Raw genomic sequence first — 20369 nt, forward strand, 5'->3', positions numbered from 1 at the left:
CGGCGTCTTCCGGCGGACGGTCATTCGTCCACATATTCGAGCAGGTCGCCGGGCTGGCAATCGAGCACACGACACATCGCCTCGAGGGTGCTGAACCGGATCGCCTTGGCGCGACCGTTCTTCAACACCGAGACGTTCGCCGGGGTGAGGCCGACCCGTTCGGCGAACTCGCCGACACTCATCTTCCGTCTGGCCAGTTCGACGTCGATGCGGACGATGATCGGCATCAGATCACCGTGTCCATGTCTGCGCGCAGCGCGGTCGCCTGCCGGAGCAGTGCCCGCATCACCACCATCAGGAGTCCGATCACGCCGGCGGCGGTGAGGCAGACGAACATCAGCAGGGGCAGTCCCGGATCGTCGGCATGCAGGCCGACGTAGAGGAACGCGGCCGCGAAGGCCAGCCAGCCGGCCAGGATCGACCACAGGATCACGTCGACCCAGATGAGAGAAGCGGTGGTGAAGATCCGGTCGCCGCGTACCAGGGTCAGCAGGCGCCAGATGCAGACGATCACCACCTCGACGCACACGATGAGGAACGCGGTGAGGGCCGTGGCGGGCCATCGGAGGTAGGCCATGTCCGGTGACTCCGCGGCCATGTGTGCGAACTGCCCGGGAAAGGACAGCGTCTGCAGCACGACCATCACGACGAACAGAGCGATCAGCGCCGTCCGTAAGAGTGCGACCACTCGCTTGTCAACGTTCATATATCGATAATCGATGTAGGAATATCGAATGTCAATGGGTTTCACGATGTCTGGTGAACGCTGACCTGTCGGATCGCGGTGCGGAAAACCGGCGATGCGGACATGCGTTCTGGTGAATCATGACAATGGATGTTGCTACGATTTACCCGGAATCCCCCAACGGAGGTGTCATGAGCTTCACGAGTCCCTTTCCCGACGTCGAGATCCCCGATGTCAGCGTGTACGACTTCTTGTTCGGGTCGATCGCCGACGACGACCTCGACCGGGTGGCCCTGGTCGATCCGAAGTCGGGAGACGAGACCACCTATCGGCGTCTGATCGGCCAGATCGATGCGGCGGCAGGCGCCTTGGCCGCGCGCGGCATCGGTGTCGGAGACGTGGTCGGCGTCCTGTCGCCGAACATCCCGGCCTTTGCGACCGTCTTCCACGGGATTCTGCGTGCCGGTGGCACCGCGACGACGATCAATGCGCTGTTCACGGCGCCGGAGATCGCCAAGCAGCTGACCGACTCGAAGGCGACGATGCTGATCACGATCTCGCCGATGCTCGAGCAGGCCGCGGCGGCGGCCGCAGAGGTCGGCATCGCCGACGAGAACCTGATCGTCCTCGACGGGGAGGGACAGGAGAGCTCCGGTCACCCGAACGCGGTCGACCTGCTCGGGCCGGAACTGCCCGCTCCCGACATCGCGATCGACCCGGCCACGCATGTCGCCGCCCTCCCCTACAGTTCGGGCACCACCGGCAACCCGAAGGGCGTCGCGCTCAGTCATCGCAATCTGGTGGCCAACGTCGCTCAGATCAAACCGCTGCAGGGGATGACCCACGACGACGTGGTGATCGCGGTGCTGCCGTTCTTCCACATCTACGGCATGACCGTGTTGCTCAACGCGGCGCTGTACAACCGCGGCCGGCTGGTCATCATGCCGCGCTTCGACCTTGTCGAGTTCCTGGAGAACATCCAGACCTACAAGGTCACCAGCGCCTACATCGCGCCGCCGGTCGCGGTCGCGCTGGCGAAGCATCCGATTGTCGACGACTACGACCTGTCCTCGTTGCAGGTGATGATGTCGGGGGCGGCCCCGCTCGACGGTGAGCTGGGTAAGGCGGTCGCCAAGCGCCTGGACCTGCACATGCTGCAGGGGTACGGCATGAGCGAACTGTCACCGGTCAGTCATCAGATCCCGGTCGACACGAAAGCCGCACTCGGGCTCGACGAGCCGCCGCTCTCGTCGACCGGCTGGGCGATCCCCAACACAGAGAACAAGCTCGTCGATCCGGCGACCGGCGATGAGATCCCGCTCCCGTCGGAAGGACTGTCCGCGCCCGGGGAACTGTGGGTGAAGGGCCCGAACGTGATGCTGGGCTACCTGAACAACCAACAGGCCACCGCCGACACGATCGACGCGGACGGCTACCTGCACACCGGCGACATGGCGCAGGTCGATCCGACCGGCTGCGTCTACATCGTCGACCGGCTCAAGGAGCTCATCAAGTACAAGGGTTATCAGGTGCCGCCCGCCGAGCTCGAGGCGTTGTTGCTGACGCATCCGAAGATCGCCGACACCGCGGTGATCGGCGTCGACGACGAGGACGGCGAGGAGATCCCGAAGGCCTTCGTCGTCAAGCAGCCCGATGCCGAACTGACCGAGGCCGAGGTGGTCGAGTTCGTCGCGGCGAAGGTCGCGCCGCACAAGAAGGTCCGCGCCGTCGAGTTCATCGAGCAGATCCCGAAATCGGCGTCGGGGAAGATCCTGCGGAAGGACCTGCGGCGCTGAGCCGCCGACCCGCGGAGCGCCGCTCCGTCGTCCGGCTACTCGACCGGCGGAGCGGTGCGGCTGCTCGGGGACCGGGCCCTCAGTTCACGTCCTCGAGGTGCCCCTCGGGGACGTGACGGCGTCTGTGGTGCCAGTACGTGATCGCCCATAGGAGCACGCCGAGCAGGAGCAACCATCCGGCGATGACGTACTGCTCGGAGTCTCGGCCGGTCACCGGAAGCGTGAGATACCCGCAGGTGACCGCGCCGAGGACCGCGAGCGGGGTCCATGTGCGGAAGTGTTTGTGCTGCACTGGTTTACGCCGGAGAACGAGCACCGAGACGTTCACCACGGTGAACACGGCCAGCAGGAGCAGAGCGGTGGTGCCGCCCAGGAGGCCCACCACTGAACTCTCGGGGTCCGCGCTCACATAGACGAGCAGGCACAGGGCGATGACCGTGGTGAAGATGATGCCTGCGACCGGCGTCCGTCGTCCGGGGTGAACGTAGGACAGGAACGCGGGGAGCACGCCCTGCTTCGACATGCCATACAGCAGACGGCTGGCCATCATCATGTTGATCAGCGCGGTGTTGGCGACCGCGAACATCGAGATCCACGGCAGGAGGTCGCCGATGGGGAAGTCGGGTGCCGCAGCCTGGACGACGTCGACGAGTGGCGTCTCACTCTCGGCCAGTACGCCGACGGGGACGATCGCGACGGCGGCGATCGAGATGAGCACGTAGACCACCGCGGTGATCGCCAATCCGCTGAGCATCACCTTCGGGAAGATGCGCACCGGGTCTTTGCACTCCTCGGCCATGTTCACCGAGTCCTCGAACCCCACGAGAGCGAAGAATGCCAGCGAGGTGGCGGCCGTGATGGCGACGAAGACGTTCTTGTCGTCCGGTGTCTCGAAGGCGATCACCGCATCCCAGTGCTCGGCGTTGCCGCCGACGATGAACCAGTAGCCGATGAAGATCACCAGCAGCAGACCGGAGAGTTCGACCAGGGTCAACACCAAATTGGTCCCGACACCCTCGGCGACCCCGCGGAAGTTGATGAACATGACGACGAGCAGGAACGCGATCGCGAAGAACAGCAGGGCCGGGCTGGTGGCGTCCGGCTTGTCGCCACCGCTGAACGCCGTGAGCATGTTCACCGCGAACGCCCGTGACGCCGTCGTGGCCGACGTGATGCCCGAACACATCACCGTGAACAGCACGATGAACGTGATGAAGTGGATGCCGAATGCCTTGTGCACGTACAGCGCGGCGCCGGCGGCCTGGGGGTATTTGGTCACGAGTTCGAGGTAGGAGAACGCCGTGAGGGTGGCCACGGCAAAGGCGATGAGGAACGGCGCCCAGGCCGCGCCGCCCACCTCGCCGGCCACCTGGCCCGTGAGCGCGTAGACGCCGGTACCGAGGATGTCGCCGATGATGAACAGCAACAGCAGTTTCCATCCGAGCACACGCCTGAGTTCGGGCTGTTCGGGTTTTCCGGCGCCGGCCGCCCCGGTCTCCGCGCTGACGGTCATGTAGAGAAGCTAGACCCGATTTGACCGGATTGCGCGCTCTTGGTGGTTCTGAGGCCGGTTCGTCGCCGTGCGGGCGCAGACGGTGGCGCCGTGGTGGTTATGCGAAACTCTTCCCATGAGCAACGGCACCTTGATCCTGATGCGGCACGGCGAGAGTGAGTGGAACGCGTCGAACCAGTTCACCGGCTGGGTCGACGTCGCGCTCACCGAGAAGGGGGAAGCCGAGGCGGTCCGTGCCGGTGAGTTGCTCGTCGAACACGAGGTCCTGCCCGACGTCCTGTACACGTCGCTGCTTCGCCGTGCGATCCAGACCGCGCAGATCGCTCTCGACAAGGCGGATCGCCACTGGATCCCGGTCACCCGCGACTGGCGGCTCAACGAGCGTCACTACGGCGCGTTGCAGGGGCTGAACAAGGCGGACACCCTCGAGAAGTACGGCCAGGAACAGTTCATGCTGTGGCGTCGCAGCTACGACACGCCACCGCCGCCCATCGAGCGAGATGCCCGCTACAGCCAGTCCGACGATCCGCGGTATGCCGACCTCGCCGAGGTGCCGGTGACCGAATGCCTCAAAGACGTGGTGGCGCGGATGGTCCCGTACTTCACCGAGACGATCGCCGCCGACATCCGGGCGGGCAAGACAGTCCTGGTCGCGGCGCACGGCAATTCGCTGCGCGCGTTGGTCAAGTACCTCGACGAGATCTCCGATGCCGATATCGCAGGGCTCAACATCCCGACCGGCAACCCGCTGCGCTATGACCTCGACGAGGACCTGAAACCCCTCAACCCCGGGGGCACGTACCTGGACCCGGAGGCCGCCGCGGCCGGCGCCGCAGCCGTTGCCGCGCAGGGGCAGAAGTAGCTCGACCAGCTGTAACAAAATCGTCATGGTCCCCAAGGTGTGGCGCGCGCTACATTGGATGCCATGGCGAACGTCGGGACCTTGCGTATCAACCATTCCCCTGCTCAGGAGCGGTACGAAGCGATCTTGACGCCGGATCCGGCGGCCGACGGCAGTGGCGACGACGAGATGGTCGGCTATCTCGACTATGTCTCGGAGCCCTATCAGGTGGTGCTGACCCACACGGTCGTCCGCGAGCAGTTCAGCGGTCATGGCTATGCGGGACAACTGGTTCGGTATGTTCTCGACGACATCCGCGCAACCGGTAAGCAGGTGATGCCGGTCTGCTCGTATGTGCAGCGATTCATCTCCCAGAACCCCGAGTACGCCGACATGGCGGTCTCCGTACCGCAGTGACGGGCGGTCGGGCCATCCGACCGCGACGGGAGCGTCGGGTGTAGCAACCGCCCGTCCGCGGCGTGTCCGGAACGGTCGAACAACCGGTGAACAGCCGCGGAACAATGGCCGGGAATGTGCAGTATGCGTTTGGTGCGCCGTAAGCTGCAATTGTGACCGTTGCATTGTTGGTCGCGGCTTTCGCGCTCGCGCTGCTCTGCGGAGTGCTCGTCGGACTCGGCTGGCACGGCCGGAGCTGGATCGCCGGCCGTGTGTGGAGACCCGCTCCCAAGAAGAGTTCGCCCTCGGCGACCTCGGCTCAGGTGGCGACCTCATTGCTGGAAACGCGCCTGCACGCCGCGCACGCACCGCGCGAGGTGGACGACGCGGCGGAGCTGCGTGACACCGACGTCGACGTGACCACCGACGACGGGCGGATGACCAAGGCCGGACTGCTGAGTCTCATCGTGCGGCACAGCGAGAGTGCCGTGGCGGTGGTGGACCGGTTCCGCGACGTCGTCCTCTACAACCATCAGGCGGTGGAACTCGGCGTCGTCCGTGATCGGCTGCTCGCCGACGCAGTGTGGGATGCGGCCAAAGAAGTTCTCGACACCGAGGTCGAGGCGCGGTTCGAGTTCACCCCGACCCAGTCGTCGCTCGGTTTCATCTCCACCGGGCGTACCACGGCGCGCAACGTCGAATCGGTGCGATGCCTCGTGCGGCTCGTCGCGCACGAGGACGAGCGCTACGCGGTGGTCTACGGCGTCGACGACACCGAGCATTCCCGCGTGGAGGCGACCCGGCGCGACTTCGTCGCCAACGTCTCGCACGAGTTGAAGACACCGGTGGGCGCGATCGGCCTGCTCGCCGAGGCTCTCCTCGAGTCCTCCGACGACCCGGAGTCGGTCCAGCATTTCGGACGTCGCGTGATGATCGAATCCGGTCGCCTGGGCAACATGGTCAGCGAGCTCATCGCCCTGTCGCGTCTGCAGGGTGGCGAGACATCGGAGTTCGTCGCGGTCGACGTCGACGAGTTGGTATCCGAAGCGGTCGACACCGCCAGCACCAGCGCCGAAGCCGCCTCCATCACCCTCCGGGCGGATGAGCCGTCCGGGCTGACGGTGCGCGGCGATCGTCGGCTCCTGCTGACCGCATTGTCCAACCTGGTGGTGAACGCCATCGCGTACTCGCCCGCCAACACCACGGTCTCCATCAGCCGCCGCATCACCACCACCCAGGGTCGCCCGATGGTGGCGCTGGCGGTGACCGATCGCGGGATCGGCATCGCACCCGACAACCAAGAGCGCGTCTTCGAGAGATTCTTCCGCGTGGACAAGGCACGGTCACGCCATACCGGGGGCACCGGTCTCGGTCTGGCCATCGTGAAGCATGTGGCGGCCAATCACGGCGGCAACATCGGGCTGTGGAGCAAGCCGGGCACCGGATCCACGTTCACCCTCAGCATCCCGCAGGACATGTCCCCGGAAGCCCTCGACGACGATCTGGAACCGCCCGAACCCCACGATCCGGCGTCGATGCGCCGGATCGGATCACCCGAGTCGACCAAAGGAATTGCATAGGTGACGCACGTATTGATCGTCGAGGACGAGGAATCGTTGGCCGACCCGTTGGCCTTCCTGCTCCGCAAAGAGGGATTCGAGGCCAGTGTCGTCACCGATGGGGCGCAGGCGCTCACCGCGTTCGACCGGGTCAGTCCGGACATCGTCCTCCTCGACGTGATGCTGCCCGGCATGTCGGGGACCGAGATCTGCAAGTCACTGAGGGCGCGCTCTGGTGTGCCGGTGATCATGGTGACCGCCCGTGACAGCGAGATCGACAAGGTCGTCGGTCTCGAACTGGGCGCAGACGATTACGTCACCAAGCCGTACTCGGCCCGTGAACTGATCGCGCGCATCCGTGCCGTGCTGCGCCGCGGCGGCGACGTGGGCGACGAGGAGTTGACCATCGGCGTGCTGGAGGAGGGGCCGGTGCGGATGGACGTGGAGCGCCACACGGTGGCTGTCGCCGGTCAGACGACGACGTTGCCGCTCAAGGAGTTCGACCTCCTCGAGTACCTGTTGCGCAATGCCGGACGGGTCCTCACCCGTGGCCAGTTGATCGATCGGGTCTGGGGCGCCGACTACGTCGGTGACACCAAGACCCTCGACGTCCACGTCAAGCGCCTGCGGTCCAAGATCGAACCCGACCCGGGCACTCCGAAACATCTCGTGACGGTGCGCGGTCTCGGCTACAAGTTCGAACCGTAGACCGGCTCCCGCACATCGACGCGATTCGGTGACCCGTCGCCGAGGCCGACAGGTCAGTCTTCGAGGATCTCGTATTTGATGTCGGTCTCCCGGCGGGTCGTCGCGGCGGCGGTCGCCGGATGAATCGCGATCAGCCCCAGCCCGTTTCGTCGCCGGCACGCGGCGGCGAGCGCGTCGTAGGCGCGTTTGCCGATCAGTTCGGTCAGCTCCGGGCCATAGGACTCCCAGACCTGCGTGGCGCCGACGTGCGCGTCGGGAGAGCCGGAGCAGTACCACTTGAGGTCGTGGCCGCCCTCGCCCCAGCCGCGTCGGTCGAACTCGGTGATGGTGGTCTGGAGGACCTCGGTGCCGTCGGGACGCTCCACCCAGCTCTCCTCGCGACGCATCGGCAATTGCCAGCAGACCTCGGGTTTCACGGTGAGCGGTTCGAGTCCCCGCCGCAGTGCCATCGAGTGCAATGCGCAACCGGTCCCGCCCTCGAAGCCCGGTCGATTGAGAAAGATGCAGGCGCCCTTGTACTTTCTCGTCTTGAGTGCCGGCTCGTCGTCGAGTTCGCCCTCTTCGAGGTAGCCGCGCGGCCCGAGCGGATCCTTGCCGGAGCCCTTCTTGTGGAACTGCCAGTCGTCGGGGGTCAGCATGGCCATACCCTCGGCCAGTTTGCGACGGTCGGCCTTGTCGGACAGGTAGGCGCCGTGACTACAGCAGCCGTCGTGTTCGCGGCCCTCGATGATGCCCTGGCAAGCCGGCGTCCCGAACACACAGGTCCAATGCGAGAGCAACCACGTCATATCCGCGCGGATGACGTGTTCGGCATTGTCGGGATCGGCGAATTCGTACCATTCACGCGGGAAGTCGAGATCCACCTCGGGCGCGGGTCGCATGCGCGTGGATGCTTCGGTGTCGGCCATGGTGTCCACGGTAACCGCCTGTGGCGTGTTCGCATGTCGCGCGGGGACGCGCCGGGTTCCGGACCGCTGCGTGGGTCTCCGAGGTGCCGTCGGCGACGACGCAGTAGGGTTTGAGGACGTGCGTCTAGGAGTGCTCGACGTGGGCAGCAACACGGTTCATCTGCTGGTGGTCGACGCCCACCGCGGCGGCCATCCCACCCCGATGAGTTCGACCAAATCCGTGCTGCGCCTCGCCGAGCAGATCGATGACCGCGGCCGCCTGTCCGATCGCGCGTCCGCCAAGCTCATCGAGTCAGTGGACGAGTTCACCCACATCGCGTCGACGTCGGGCTGTGAGCAGATCATGGCCTTCGCGACGTCGGCGGTACGCGACGCGAGCAACAGCGACGAGGTGCTGGCGGAGGTCGCACGGAAGACCGGCGTCCAGGTCACCGTGCTCTCCGGCCCCGACGAGGCACGACTGACGTCGTTGGCCGTGCGGCGGTGGTACGGCTGGAGCGCAGGCCGCATCCTCGCCCTCGACATCGGCGGCGGCTCACTCGAGATGTCCAACGGGGTCGACGAGGAACCCGAGGTGGCGCTGTCGGTGCCGCTCGGTGCCGGCCGGCTCACACGGGAATGGCTGCCCGGTGATCCGCCGGACCGGCGCCGCGTGTCGGTACTGCGGGACTGGCTAGACGCCGAGTTGCGGCCCGCGGCGAAGGAACTCATCGATCCGGGAAAACCCGACCTCGCGGTCGGTACGTCGAAGACATTCCGGAGCCTGGCACGGCTGACCGGCGCCGCGCCGTCGAGCGCAGGGCCCCGCGTGACGCGGCAGTTGACGTCGAGCGGGCTCCGTCAGCTGATCTCGTTCATCTCGCGGATGACCCGCGACGACCGCGCCGAGCTCGAGGGGGTGAGCGCTGACCGTGCAGGTCAGCTGGTTGCCGGAGCTCTTGTGGCGGAGGCGGCCATGCGGGCGTTGTCAGTCGATACACTTGAGATCTGTCCGTGGGCGCTGCGCGAGGGGGTCATCCTGCGTCGGCTCGACTCGGAGCCGGCAGAGTCGGCAGAGTCCATCGGAGACGGAGCCGTGGGAACCAGGGGGGTGGACCGCGGCGTTGGATGACCGGTGTGCCCGATCCGCAGTGGCGGAGGACATCGGACACACGTATGACGACGATGTCCCGCGTGGGGGCGGGTTGATCTCGAGGACGGAGAGCGCACTCTGATGGCGAACGAACCGGATGCACCGGACTCACGACCGATCTCCGTGTCGGAATTGCTGGCACGGAGTCGCGAGGCGGGCGGCGCCACCTCCGGTGGTACCCGCGAGGGGCGGGGCAGGCGCCGAGTGGGCCGTGAGGGTTCGGTGTCGGTGTCCGAACTGACCGGTGAGATCCCGCGCGTCCGATCGGCCGACGACACCGATGCCGGTACCGCCGAGCCAGAGACCGACAGCAACCGCCGGCCGGCCCCGGAGCCGCCAGCTGCCGATGGCGGTCGTGACGAGACCGGCTCGTTCCCGCGTTCCGCGAACCCCGTCGCGCGGCGTTATGCCGAAGACCGGCCGGTCGCCGACCGGTCGCCTTCGCCGTTCCCGCCGGCCAAGTCCGGTCCGACCTCCTCGGCGCCACCGTCGAGTCGGCCGTCCGGTCCCACCGCGAGTGGCATGCCCGGATATGCCTCCCCGTCCACGCGTGACTTCAGTGCCTCACCGGGCGCCGGGCGCGGCGCGCCCGGGACCGGCGCGAACCGGCCGGGTCCGGCGCCGCGTGGTCGTGCATCGGCCGCCGAGGCGGCGAACGCGAACGCGGTGACCGGGATCATCCCGGTGGTGGGCGACAGCGATGACGACGAACTCGTGGTTGTGGAGCCCGACGACGTCGACGGTTACGACCTGGCCTCTCCGGCCGGGGCGTCGCAGGTCACCGACGAGCCGGAAGCCGCGGACGACTTCGAGGCATACCGTGCGTTCGCCGACATCGACGAGGAGCCCGAGCCCCCGAAGCGGCGCTTCGGCTGGCTCAAGAACAAGCAGAAGAAGACCGACCGGTCGGCCCGCCCGGCGGCGGCTCGCGAGCGTGAGCAGTTCGTCGCCGACGAACCCGAGTTCGACGGCCTGGTCGAGCCCGACCACGTCGTCGGCGACACCGATCCGGAACCCGACGTCGAGGATCTGTCGGTGGGCGGCACCGCCGCATTTGCCGCGCCGACCGTTCCCGAGCCGTCGGATCCCGCCGACGCCCGGACCGAGTACATCGGCGGGGTCGTCGAGGACGCGGAGACCGAGGCGGATCACACCGACACCGATCCGGGCACCGACGGCCCGGCTCCCGACGACCTCAGCACCCGCGCCGGTCGCCGTCGGGCTGCGGCGGTCGAGACCGCACGCGCCGAGGCCCTCGACCCGGTCGCGACGACCAGCGACCGTGACGTCGCGCCGGCGAACGCGCCTGCGGCGACCGCCGACGAGCAGACCGAAGCCGAGCGGACCGACGCCGCGCGGACCGTTGCCGAGCAGACCGACGACGAGCAGGCCGACAAGGACACGAAACGGCCGGCCGGGCGGGCTGAGCATTCGCCGGCGGTGGCGTGGCTCCTGGTGATCGGACAGTCGATCGCGGGACTGGTCATCGGTGTGGGCCTGTTCTGGGGCTTCACCGAACTGTGGAAGTGGAACGTCTACTTTGCGCTGGTACTGGCTGTATTGGTGATATTCGGGATCGTCACCTTCGCGCACCTCGTGCGGCGCACCAAGGACCTCACCACCACCCTGCTCGCGCTGGGCGTGGGGCTGATCGTGACGATCGGCCCACTGGTGTTGTTGGCGACCTGAGCCGTCCCGTGACCGACTCCGTGCCATCGCAAACACGTCCCGGGACGCGCGAGATCCCGATCGGGTTGTCCACGGCCTCGGTGTATCCGCAGAACACCGAGGCCGCGTTCGCCTACGCCGCGGATCTCGGTTTCGACGGTGTCGAACTCATGGTGTGGGGCGAGGCGGTCAGTCAGGACATCCGCCACGTCGAATACCTCTCGGAGCGCTACCAGGTGCCCGTCCTGTCGATCCACGCTCCCTGTCTGCTGATCTCCCAGCGCGTCTGGGGTCGTGACCCGCTGGTCAAACTGGCGCGGTCGGTGCAGGCCGCCGAGGATCTGGGCGCGCAGACCGTGGTGGTGCATCCGCCGTTTCGCTGGCAGCGGGCCTATGTCGAGGGGTTCGACGATCTCGTCGCCGAACTCGAGGAGGACAGCGGTATCGCGGTCGCCGTGGAGAACATGTTCCCGATGCGTGCCGACCGGATCTTCGGCGCGGGGGAGCGGTCGGCGAAACGACTCGCCGGCCGCGGGGGCGGCCCCGGGCTCGCGGCGTCGGCGTTCGGCAAGTCGATCGACCCGACCGACGACGGCTACGCCAACTACACCCTGGACCTGTCCCACACGGCGACCGCGGGAGTGGACGCCCTCGCGATGTTCGAGCGGATGGGATCACAGCTCAACCACCTCCATCTCGCCGACGGCGACGGCGCCGCGACCGATGAGCACCTGCTCCCCGGGGACGGCAATCAGCCTTGTGCGCAGGTGTGTCGCCGTCTGGCCGAGAGCGACTTCGACGGTGCGGTTGTGCTGGAGGTCACCACGAGTTCGGCCCGGAACAAACCCGAACGCAGTGCACTGTTGGCCCGTTCGCTAGATTTTGCGCGGCAGCATCTCCGACGGGAGCTGCCGTCCGGCAAGCCCGATCGGGTCCGAACCGACCACGCGTGAGCGCGTCGGGTCCGGTCCCAGTCAAGAGAGCGGATCGATGACCCAGAAATTGGCCGATGTCCTGGCACTCACCGAGGTGGGCAGATCAGGAGACGACCGGATCACCTACCGCACGGTGATGGACCCCGTGTTCACCATCGGACCCAAGGTGCACGGCGGAAGTCTGCAGATGGTGGTGGCGCACGCGGCCCGGCTGGCGCTGAGCGATCTCGCCCCGCAGGGAGGCTCCGCCGACGACGCGGAGGACGCGAAGATCCCGGTCGCCATCAGCAGCGATTACCTCGCCGCCCCGGATGCCGCGGCGATCGATCTCGAGGTGCTCGTGCGCAAGCGCGGCCGGACGGTCACCGTGATGACCGTCGACGCCGTGCAGGGAGGTCGGACGATGGTGTCGTCGTCGATCACGTGTGCGCGTCCCGACACCGGCGCTCCGCATCACACGGCTCCGACGCCGCTCGACGGAACTCCTGTCGAACCACCGCCCAGCGGCATCGGGCTCGACGATTCGCCGATGGCCGAGGTGAACCACCTCGGGCCTGCGCTCGATGTCGTGCTCGATGCCGACACCTTCCCGATCGCACGCGGCGAGACCGGCGAGCCCGTCGTGCGCGGATGGGTGCGCCCCAAGGGCGGGGAACCGGACACGAACTTCGCCGTACTGGTGTGCGACATCTCGCCGCCGGTGGTGATGAACCTCGCGCTGTTCGGCTGGGCTCCCACCGTCCAGCTCACCACCTACGTCCGCCGTCATCCGGCGCCCGGGTGGCTACGGTTCGCCGCGACCAGTACCGAGGTGGGACCCGGGATGTTCGAAGAGGACCACCTCGTGGTGGACTCGACCGGGACGGTCGTCGCGCAGTCGCGACAGCTCGCCCTCATCCCACAACGTTCATAGCGGGACCTGCCCGTCGCGGGCCGCGCCCGTACCGGCATCAGACTTCACCGAAAGGCATCACTCGTGACCGAACGCATCGCCATCGTGGGCGGCGGAAAGATCGGCGAGGCACTACTGGCCGGCTTGATCCAGTCCGGCAAGCAGACCAAGAACCTCGTCGTCGCCGAGAAGATGTCGAGTCGGGCCAAGGAGATCGCCGACGAGTACGGCGTCCTCGTGACCGACGTGACGTCGGCCGCCGAAGGCGCGCACTATGTGTTCCTGGCGATCAAGCCTGACGATGTCGACTCGGTGCTCCGGCAACTGGCCACTGCCGACGACAGCGCAGACTCCGAGCGGGTCACGGTGTCACTCGTGGCAGGCATTCCGATCTCGCGGTACGAGAACGCCCTGCAGGCCGGGACCCCGGTGGTCCGGGTGATGCCCAATACCCCGATGCTGGTCAACGAGGCGATGTCGGCGGTGTCGGCGGGACGCTACGTCGGCGACGACCAACTGGCCGCGGTCGTGGCGCTTCTCGAGTCTGTCGGCAAGGTCGCGGTGGTGCCCGAGAAGCAGATGGACGCGGTGACCGCTGTCTCGGGATCCGGGCCCGCCTACGTGTTCCTGATGGCCGAGGCGATGATCGACGCCGGTGTCGCGCTCGGTTTGAGCAGGCCGCAGGCCAGCGAGATGGCCGTGCAGACCATCCGGGGAGCCGGACTGCTCCTCAGCGAATCCGGGCTGTCGCCGGTCGATCTCCGCGCCGCGGTGACATCGCCCGGTGGCACGACGGCGGCAGCGATCCGTGAGTTCGAGGCCAACGGTTTCCGGCACGGCGTGTACGAGGCGACCAGGGCGTGCGCACAGGCGAGTGCGAAGGCCGGACATCGACCCGACGTTGAGGGTTTGTCGGGCTCGAACGGGCGTCGAGCGGATTCCGACACCCCCTGAATTTGTGGTCGCCGGGGTGTGAAACCCCAGGATGTAGGGGTTCACGCGAAAATTGCCCCAACATTCACACAACTCACGTCGCTTTTTTCACATCAGCCACGCTAAGCTCCTTTAAGCACGTGCGTGTCTGATGTCCGCCGGAGGGGAAGCCGGCGGCCGCGACGCGTGCACCGGAGGTATGAGTAATTCATGGCACCTGCAGAAAAGCCTGGTGACAGGACCGGCGCGGTGAGCAATGCGGCCTCGGGCTCGCAATTCCTCACAGTCGCCGAGGTCGCATCGCTGATGCGCGTATCGAAGATGACGGTGTACCGGCTCGTGCACAGCGGCGAACTGCCGGCCGTGCGCGTCGGTCGTTCGTTCCGGGTGCACGCCAAGGCCGTGCACGATTACCTGGAGACCTCGTACTTCGACGTCGGCTAGAAGCCGTCCCTCGGTGCCGGGCCGTCACACGGTCCGATCGGCATCTCCACTCCCTCGGCTGAGGGCGCCACATCGCGCGTCTCGGCCGGGGGAGTTGTGGCATCTGGCGACCTGATTTTCGCTTGACCACCACGGACCGGTAATGTGGGACTTCGCGTGCTGATGCCTACGCGCTGCGCCACGCATGGCTGGGCACACCAGACTGTCAGAAATAGAAGCGTCAACCGTGAGGAAGCACCCCGATGGGTTCTGTGATCAAGAAGCGCCGCAAGCGCATGTCGAAGAAGAAGCACCGCAAATTGCTGCGGCGGACCCGGGTGCAGCGTCGTAAACTCGGCAAATAGTCGTCGGAGCCCTACCCGGCGACCTGCCGAGAAGAACCCGCCCATGGCGGGTTCTTCGTGTTTCTCCGAGGAGTTCCTCCCGCATGCGGTTCATCGCGTGCGCCGAGCGCGGCACGTGAGCGCCCGCTAGCCTTGGTGGCATGTCAGACGAGCGGGACACCGCGACGCCGCGGACGGTGCTGGTCACCGGTGCCTCGACCTTTCTCGGCGGCTACCTCGTCGCGAGGCTGGCGGCCAACCCCGACATCGAGCGGGTGCTCGCGGTCGACTCGCGCCTGCCGCGAAAAGATCTGATGCGCCGCATGGGCCGTGCCGAGTTCCTGCGTCTCGACATCCGTCGGCCTGCGATCGCCAAGGCGATCGCGAGCTACGAGGTGGACACCGTGGTCCATGCGGCGACGTCGATCATGGAGACCGCGCCGCACTCGGCGGCCATCAAGGAATTCAACGTCGTCGGTGCGATGCAGGTCTGCGCCGCTTGCCAGCGCAGCCCGTCGGTGAAGCGGTTGATCTTGCGTTCTACCGCGATGGTCTACGGCGCCAGCGCGCACGATCCGTCGCATTTCTCCGAGGAGACGCCTGCGCGGCGTGAGCCCAAGCGTGGGTACGGCCGCGACCTGCTCGACATCGAGGGTTATGTCCGCGGGCTCGGTCGCCGCCGGCAGGACATCGAGGTCACCATCGTCAGGCCGCAGGCGATGCTCGGGCCGCGGATCAACACCCGCATGGGTTCGTATCTCTCGCTGCCGGTGGTCCCGACCGTGATCGGATATCAGCCGCGCCTGCAGTTCCTGCACGAGGAGGACGCCCTGGCGGCGATGGAGCACGTGACGCTCACCAGCAGGCCCGGCACCTTCAACGTGTCCGGGGAGGGCGTGGTGACGCTGACCCAGGCGATCCGACGTATCGGCCACATCGAGCTGCCGGTGCCGAGTGGACTGTTGGCGCCGATCAGCGGGGTCTTCCAAGACCTGCGGTCCGCCAAACTCCGGTCGAGCCAAACCGAGTTCCTGACCTACGGTCGTGTCCTCGACACCACCAGGATGCGCTCGGAACTCGGGTTCGTGCCGCGGTTTTCGACGTTGGAGACCCTCGACGACTTCATCGAACGCGGCGGATCGTCGGCAGTGGTCGCCCCCGACGCCTGGCGGTCACTCGAACGGCGGGTCGTCGATGCGGCGCATCAGCTGCAATGAGGCTGCCGGTCGGTGGTGTTACTTCGCACACACCTGTGCGTGATCGAGACCTAGGCCTTAGACTTGGACACCAGACCCAGTCCGATGAGCGCGTAGCATAATCGCTGAGATGCCATTGTGGCCGTCGGGGTCCGAACGCAAACGTTGAACGTAGGGGTGAGACTCTTGGCAGCTGGCGCCGATGACGCACGTACTGCAAAGGTGATCCAGCTCTACGCGACGCCCGGTGGCGGGTTCGAGCCACCGCAGACGAGCCGTCGTGCCGCGCGTGAACAGGGGCGCGCCCGCCATCCCAGTCAGCAGCCCGCCGGTTCCCATCCCGTGAAAAGTGGCGCAACACAACGGAATTCCGGACAAGCCGTACAACCCGGACATCCCAATACCGACGGCTTCGGCGTGCCGCCCGCGCGGGTCATGCCGATCAACGATGACGTGCGGCTGCCCGCGGAGCCGCTCGTCGAGCACCTGGGGCCGTCACGCTCGAGCCCGCTGTTCTCGCTCTCCGGCATCCGTGGAGCGGTTGCGGACTCGCTGACCGCGACCGCCGGATTCATCCGCGAACGGATGACCGGTGAGTACGAGGTGGACGAGTTCGGGTTCGATCCGCACTTCACCGAGTCGGTGTGGTTCCCGGCGCTGCGGCAGGTCTACGAGAAGTGGTTCCGCGTCGAGGTGAGCGGGATCGAGAATCTCCCGGTCGAGGGCGGTGCGCTGCTGGTGGCAAACCACGCCGGCACGCTGCCCGTCGACGCGATCATGACGTCGCTGGCCGTCCGGGACAATCATCCGGCCGGGCGCTATCTACGAGTCCTGGCTGCTGACATGGCATTTGACGCCCCGGGCGTCGGTGAGGTCGCCCGCCGGATCGGCGCCACCCTCGCCTGCAACCACGACGCGGACCGGCTGCTGCGGGCCGGTGAGCTGACGGCGGTGTGGCCGGAGGGTTACAAGGGCATCGGCAAGCTGTACAAGGACCGCTACAAGCTGCAGCGGTTCGGGCGTGGCGGCTTCGTGACCACCGCGCTGCGCAACGCCTCCCCGATCGTGCCGGTCTCCATCGTCGGTTCCGAAGAGATCTATCCCATGATCGCCGACCTCAAGCCGCTCGCGAAAGTTCTTGGGCTACCGTATTTCCCGGTGACGCCAACCTTTCCGTGGCTCGGTCCGCTCGGGGTGGTGCCGCTGCCGTCCAAATGGCATATCCACTTCGGTCGCCCGATCGACACCGCCTCCTACGGCGAGAGTTCCGCCGACGATCCGATGGTGGTCTTCGACCTCACCGATCATGTCCGTGAGGAAATTCAGCAGACCTTGTTCCGTATGCTCAGCCGTCGCGGTAGCGTCTATTTCGGCTGATCGAACCCGGCCGTCGCCGGAAGACAGCGAGGCGACGAAGGGCGGGGATCGACGATGAAGGCTGTGGCGTGTAGCGACGGTGAGCTGTCGGTGGTGGAACTCCCGACGCCCACCCCCGGTCCGGGGCAGGTGCTCATCCGCGTCATCCGTGCTGGGATCTGCGGCTCCGACCTCCACGCCCGGACGCAGTGCGACGCGACCGCCGCTGTCGCCGACGAGGTCGGCTACAGCGGATTCATGCGGTCCACGGACTCGGTGGTGATGGGCCACGAGTTCACCGGGGACGTGGTTGCCTACGGGCCGGGTTGTCGTAGGCGCTGGGCGCCGGGCACCTCGGTGGTGGCACTGCCGATGATCAAGCATGGCGACGACGTCCATCTGACCGGTCTGTCGGTCCACGCGCCGGGGGCCTACGCCGATCTGGTGCTCGTGTCCGAGGATCTGACGATGCCGGTGCCCGACAACGTCAGCGCAGACCTCGCAGCTCTCACCGAGCCGATGGCCGTCGCGCACCATGCCGTGCGGCGTGGTGATGTGAGCAAGCGTGACGTCGCGGTGGTGATCGGCTGCGGCCCGATCGGGCTCGCGGTGATCCTGATGCTGAAGGCGGCGGGTGTTCGCTCGGTGGTGGCCAGTGACCTGTCGGCCGGAAGGCGTGCTCTCGCGCGGCGTTGTGGTGCCGATGTGGTGGTCGATCCGACGACCGACTCGCCATGGGACGCGTGCACCGAGAGGCGCAAGTATCTGACCCGCGCGAGCGACCTGTTCGAGACGGCCTTCGGCGCCATGCACGAGTTGCAGCGCATCCCCGGGGTGCCGTGGTGGAAGGTGATGCGTCTCGCCGAACGCGTCGGTGCGACGCCGAAGGGGCCGGTCGTGTTCGAATGTGTCGGCGTCCCCGGCATCATCGAGGACATCGTTTCCCACGCGCCGTTCCGGTCGCGAGTCGTGGTGGTCGGTGTGTGCATGCAGCCCGACACGTTCCGGCCGGCGATGACGATCAACAAAGAGATCGATCTGCGCTTCGCCTTCGGTTACGACCCAGGCGAATTCCGGGACACTCTGCACATGATCTCCGACGGACAGGTGGACCCGAGTCCGTTGATCACCGCAACCGTCGGGCTCGGCGGGGTGCCGGCCGCCTTCGACGCACTGGGCGCTGCCGAACACCACGCGAAGGTCCTGATCGATCCGATGTCGGACACCACCACCCTCTAACCCCCTCGTACCCTCCCCACCGCCCCCGTCCCGCAGCCGCGACGGTTCCCGTCATCCGCGACGGGTAAATGGGGGCGCGGCTGCCGGAAACCGTCGCGGGTGCGGAGGAGGGCAGAGGGGGTGCGGGAGGGGTGGGGTTCAGTTTCGGGACTGCCGCCAGAAGCGCGTCGCGGTCGCCGCTCCGGCTCCCGCCGCGCCGAGAACGAGTGCCGTGGTCGCGCCGTACTTCGCCGCCTTGCGGGCGGTGCGGAAGTCGTACATCTCCCAGCCGCGCACCTTCGCGACGTCGCGAAGGTCGGCGTCCGGGTTGATCGCCACCGCCGTGCCCACCAGGGACAGCATGGGCACATCGTTGTGTGAGTCCGAATATGCCGTGCAGCGCTTGAGATTCAGGCCTTCGCGGATTGCCAGCGCGCGCACGGCGTGCGCCTTTCCGGGACCGTGCAGGATGTCGCCGACGAGCCGGCCGGTGAACACACCGTCGACGCTCTCGGCGACCGTGCCGAGCGCCCCGGTCAGCCCCAGACGCTCGGCGATGGTCTGCGCGAGTTCCACCGGGGTGGCCGTCACCAGCCACACCTGTTGACCCGCGTCCAGATGGCGCTGCGCCAGAGCCCTTGTGCCGGGCCAGATCTTGTCGGCGATGTACTCGTCGTAGATCTCCTCGCCGAGCTGTGCCAGCTCCGAGGTCTGGCGACCGGCGATGAAGGAGAGTGCCTTTTCGCGGCCCTCCGCTACATCGTCGGGGTTCTCCTTGCCGGTGATCTGAAACTTCGCCTGAGTCCACGCGAAATCGAAGATGTCGCCGTAGGTGAAGTACTTGTGCGCGGCAAGGCCACGCGCGAAATGGATGATCGACGCGCCCTGGACAAGGGTGTTGTCGACGTCGAAGAACGCGGCAGCGGTCAGATCGAGTTGTGTCTGCGGCGGCGTCTCGTCCGATGGCGGGCGTGCCCGCAGGGTGTCGACGGCGACCCGGGCGCTCGCCTCGCCGGCCAGGGCCTGACGGAGCTCATGAGCGGTCTGTCGGAAACGTCCGCTGGTCGCACGGGCGCGTTCGGAGATCCAGGTGGCCACCCGGGAGGCGTCCTCGTCGTCCTCGTCGTCGTCGTCGACGATGTCGTCGTCGCCCGAGTCGTCGAGTCCGTCGTCACCGCCGGTGCCGGACGGGTCGATGGTGTCTGCGTGGGTCTCCCAGTCGTCACCGTCGAGCACGGTGTCGTCGACGGCATCGACGGCATCGCTCTCTGGCCCGCTCGGTTCGCTCCCGGCGCCGTGCTGACGTGGCCCGCTCGCTTCGCTCCCGGCGCCGTCGACATGTGGCCCGCTCGCTTCGCTCCCGGCGCCGTCGACATGTGGCCCGCTCGCTTCGCTCCCGGCGCCGTCCGGAGCTTCGCCCACAGGTCAACCTCCCACGCCTTCGGTTCCGTCTCCGGATGTCCACAGTAGCCACGGTCCAGACTAGTCGGGCTCCGCAGCGAGAGTGCCACACTGGCACTGTGACAAGGCCGACCACACGGCCACGATGGAGGTGATCGATGGCAGACACCATGCCCTTGACCTTGCTCACCAGAGCGGACTGTTCTGCGTGCGCCACCGCGCGTGCCGACCTGGCCAGGATCTGTGCGGAGATCGGCATCGACTACGCCGAGGTGGATGTCGATCGGGCCGCCGACGACGGGGATCCCACCGTGCGAGCCGAGTTCGGTGACCGCTTGCCGGTCCTGCTCCTCGACGGAGAGGAACACAGCTACTGGGAGATCGACGAGCCACGCCTGCGTGCCGATCTCGGGCAGCGTGACGGCTGAGACCAGTGGGGTGGGCGGGACCCGGTGGGCGCGGGTG

At 67.0% G+C, this 20369-nt stretch carries 20 protein-coding genes and 1 pseudogene; 16 read left to right on the forward strand and 5 right to left on the reverse strand.

All coding sequences use genetic code 11. From position 1 onward, the window contains the following. Positions 1-20 precede the first annotated feature (20 nt). Both GTV32_RS20185 and GTV32_RS20190 read right to left on the reverse strand, forming a co-directional pair. Positions 21-227, reverse strand: coding sequence for a helix-turn-helix transcriptional regulator (locus GTV32_RS20185; RefSeq protein ID WP_161061827.1), 207 nt, complete (start codon positions 225-227; stop codon positions 21-23). After that, positions 227-706, reverse strand: coding sequence for a DUF2975 domain-containing protein (locus GTV32_RS20190; RefSeq protein WP_161061828.1), 480 nt, complete (start codon positions 704-706; stop codon positions 227-229). Before GTV32_RS20190 ends, GTV32_RS20185 begins: the two co-directional genes overlap by 1 nt. Before the next feature lie 170 nt (positions 707-876). Between GTV32_RS20190 and GTV32_RS20195 the strand changes: the two genes are divergently transcribed. Beyond that, a complete protein-coding gene (locus GTV32_RS20195; protein WP_161061829.1) occupies positions 877-2481 on the forward strand; it encodes an AMP-binding protein in 1605 nt (534 codons plus the stop codon). A gap of 79 nt (positions 2482-2560) precedes the next feature. Here the strand turns inward: GTV32_RS20195 and GTV32_RS20200 are convergent, their stop codons facing one another. Continuing rightward, a complete protein-coding gene (locus GTV32_RS20200) occupies positions 2561-3994 on the reverse strand; it encodes an APC family permease (protein WP_161061830.1) in 1434 nt (477 codons plus the stop codon). A 115-nt stretch (positions 3995-4109) separates the two neighbouring features. On the opposite strand from GTV32_RS20200, the gene GTV32_RS20205 reads away from it, so the two are divergent. The 4 genes from GTV32_RS20205 to GTV32_RS20220 all read left to right on the forward strand — a co-directional run bounded on the left by GTV32_RS20205 (position 4110) and on the right by GTV32_RS20220 (position 7498). After that, entirely contained in the window at positions 4110-4856 is a 747-nt protein-coding gene (locus GTV32_RS20205; protein ID WP_161061831.1) for a phosphoglyceromutase, read from the forward strand. A gap of 63 nt (positions 4857-4919) precedes the next feature. Continuing rightward, entirely contained in the window at positions 4920-5252 is a 333-nt protein-coding gene (locus GTV32_RS20210) for a GNAT family N-acetyltransferase (protein ID WP_161061832.1), read from the forward strand. Between the two features lie 152 nt (positions 5253-5404). Beyond that, positions 5405-6811 carry an ATP-binding protein gene (locus tag GTV32_RS20215; protein WP_343287401.1) on the forward strand — a complete coding sequence of 469 codons (1407 nt, stop codon included), beginning with the start codon at positions 5405-5407 and terminating at the stop codon, positions 6809-6811. Continuing rightward, positions 6812-7498 carry a response regulator transcription factor gene (locus tag GTV32_RS20220; protein ID WP_161061833.1) on the forward strand — a complete coding sequence of 229 codons (687 nt, stop codon included), beginning with the start codon at positions 6812-6814 and terminating at the stop codon, positions 7496-7498. Positions 7499-7551: 53 nt separating this feature from the next. Here the strand turns inward: GTV32_RS20220 and GTV32_RS20225 are convergent, their stop codons facing one another. Next, positions 7552-8379 carry a hypothetical protein gene (locus GTV32_RS20225; protein WP_161062662.1) on the reverse strand — a complete coding sequence of 276 codons (828 nt, stop codon included), beginning with the start codon at positions 8377-8379 and terminating at the stop codon, positions 7552-7554. A 145-nt stretch (positions 8380-8524) separates the two neighbouring features. Between GTV32_RS20225 and GTV32_RS20230 the strand changes: the two are divergent. The 10 genes and pseudogenes from GTV32_RS20230 to GTV32_RS20275 all read left to right on the forward strand — a co-directional run. After that, positions 8525-9445, forward strand: a pseudogene (locus GTV32_RS20230) (Ppx/GppA phosphatase family protein); the annotation flags it as partial. Positions 9446-9619: 174 nt separating this feature from the next. Next, positions 9620-11227 carry a hypothetical protein gene (locus tag GTV32_RS20235; protein WP_161061835.1) on the forward strand — a complete coding sequence of 536 codons (1608 nt, stop codon included), beginning with the start codon at positions 9620-9622 and terminating at the stop codon, positions 11225-11227. Between the two features lie 8 nt (positions 11228-11235). Next, positions 11236-12159, forward strand: coding sequence for a sugar phosphate isomerase/epimerase (locus tag GTV32_RS20240; RefSeq protein ID WP_343287402.1), 924 nt, complete (start codon positions 11236-11238; stop codon positions 12157-12159). 37 nt (positions 12160-12196) lie between these two features. After that, positions 12197-13054, forward strand: a complete 858-nt coding sequence (locus GTV32_RS20245) for a thioesterase family protein (protein WP_161061836.1) — start codon at positions 12197-12199, stop codon at positions 13052-13054. 63 nt (positions 13055-13117) lie between these two features. Further along, complete coding sequence (gene proC / locus GTV32_RS20250) at positions 13118-13987, forward strand: pyrroline-5-carboxylate reductase (RefSeq protein ID WP_161061837.1); 870 nt, start codon at positions 13118-13120, stop codon at positions 13985-13987. Positions 13988-14176: 189 nt separating this feature from the next. Then, a complete protein-coding gene (locus GTV32_RS20255; protein ID WP_161061838.1) occupies positions 14177-14410 on the forward strand; it encodes a helix-turn-helix domain-containing protein in 234 nt (77 codons plus the stop codon). A 242-nt stretch (positions 14411-14652) separates the two neighbouring features. Further along, positions 14653-14754 (forward strand): AURKAIP1/COX24 domain-containing protein, encoded by a 102-nt coding sequence (locus tag GTV32_RS20260; RefSeq protein WP_003402602.1) that lies wholly within the window; start codon positions 14653-14655, stop codon positions 14752-14754. 140 nt (positions 14755-14894) lie between these two features. Further along, the gene (locus GTV32_RS20265) at positions 14895-15950 is read left to right on the forward strand and encodes an NAD-dependent epimerase/dehydratase family protein (RefSeq protein WP_161061839.1); all 1056 of its coding nucleotides are present in this window, start codon (positions 14895-14897) and stop codon (positions 15948-15950) included. A gap of 156 nt (positions 15951-16106) precedes the next feature. Then, on the forward strand, positions 16107-17306 hold the full coding sequence (locus tag GTV32_RS20270) for a lysophospholipid acyltransferase family protein (RefSeq protein ID WP_161061840.1): 1200 nt from the start codon (positions 16107-16109) through the stop codon (positions 17304-17306). 54 nt (positions 17307-17360) lie between these two features. Next, on the forward strand, positions 17361-18524 hold the full coding sequence (locus GTV32_RS20275) for a zinc-binding dehydrogenase (RefSeq protein WP_161061841.1): 1164 nt from the start codon (positions 17361-17363) through the stop codon (positions 18522-18524). 138 nt (positions 18525-18662) lie between these two features. Here GTV32_RS20275 and GTV32_RS20280 read toward each other — a convergent pair whose 3' ends face one another. Next, complete coding sequence (locus GTV32_RS20280; RefSeq protein ID WP_161062664.1) at positions 18663-19739, reverse strand: HAD-IB family hydrolase; 1077 nt, start codon at positions 19737-19739, stop codon at positions 18663-18665. A 335-nt stretch (positions 19740-20074) separates the two neighbouring features. Between GTV32_RS20280 and GTV32_RS20285 the strand changes: the two genes are divergently transcribed. Further along, positions 20075-20332: a glutaredoxin family protein gene (locus tag GTV32_RS20285; RefSeq protein WP_161062665.1), complete on the forward strand. Its 258-nt coding sequence runs from the start codon at positions 20075-20077 to the stop codon at positions 20330-20332. The last annotated feature ends 37 nt before the right edge of the window (positions 20333-20369 follow it).

It is taken from the genome of Gordonia sp. SID5947, from assembly GCF_009862785.1.
GTDB lineage: Bacteria > Actinomycetota > Actinomycetes > Mycobacteriales > Mycobacteriaceae > Gordonia.